Origin of the sequence: Kluyvera georgiana ATCC 51603 (assembly GCF_001654985.1) — a bacterium.
Lineage (GTDB): Bacteria > Pseudomonadota > Gammaproteobacteria > Enterobacterales > Enterobacteriaceae > Kluyvera > Kluyvera georgiana.
In genome coordinates, this window is the sequence record NZ_LXEU01000128.1 from 1 (window position 1) to 892 (window position 892).

Annotated in this window: 2 protein-coding genes; both read right to left on the reverse strand. The window is 40.7% G+C overall.

The features are described from left to right. Positions 1-12: 12 nt before the first annotated feature. On the reverse strand, positions 13-345 hold the full coding sequence (locus M989_RS23965; RefSeq protein WP_064549253.1) for a hypothetical protein: 333 nt from the start codon (positions 343-345) through the stop codon (positions 13-15). 141 nt (positions 346-486) lie between these two features. After that, entirely contained in the window at positions 487-645 is a 159-nt protein-coding gene (locus M989_RS25975; RefSeq protein ID WP_167351071.1) for a hypothetical protein, read from the reverse strand. Positions 646-892: the final 247 nt, after the last annotated feature.

The window sequence follows — 892 nt, forward strand, 5'->3', positions numbered from 1 at the left end:
AAGACTCATATTTTACACCTTAGCTATGACATTTTGGTATCCGTCATACTCAGGATTGTATTTTTCATTAATTGGAAACTCTGGTTCATTCTCAAGAATCACAACATTAGATAAAGTTTCTATATCAAATGTTCTAAACTCAGGGAAATTAGGCGCGGTATCAGTTACACCAGCAGTTTGCACTATATGCAACTTTGTAGTTTCAACACCATCACTTTTACGGCGCATTATAAAAATAGCATGGACGTTTCCGATTCTTTCACCAGCTACTTTTCCAGGCTTGTTATATTGGAATGAAATAGGTTTTCGTCTTTGGACTGACTCTCTTAACAATTGCAGACTCATATCAACTTCCTTTTAGGTCGTTTAGTTAGCGGCAATACATCAATCTTCATCGACAAAATTAATAACATCCGTACAAATGTGTCAAGGTGTTTCTTGCCATTTTTTGAGCAATTGCAAGATCTTAGCGCCGTACAGAAAAGATCAAAACATCGCATTAGCAGCTCTGGCTAATTTGATCTCTGCCTCTTCTTCCTGCTTTCGAGCTAACCAGGCTTTACCCTCTGGAGTTGCCAGAAATTTACGGGCATGAATCTTACGGTTGTTGCGCTTTGTCGCGGCGCTTTTGGTCGCGTTTGCCATATTCTCACCTCAATTTGCAAATTTTCTATACGGATCAAGATACTGGAGGCTATACAAAGTTGAGGAACAATGACAAATACAAAACCTTTGGGTAATACTTCCCCTTTACGTGCCGTGATGGGCACATAAGAAAACGGGGAGCGTAGCGACTTCGTTAGAAGATCCGGCAATGTATCAATTGCGTGATTTATCAGGTGATCGTTGTGTTCCGGTGATCGCTACCGTGGCAGAGCCTGATTCTTTACCG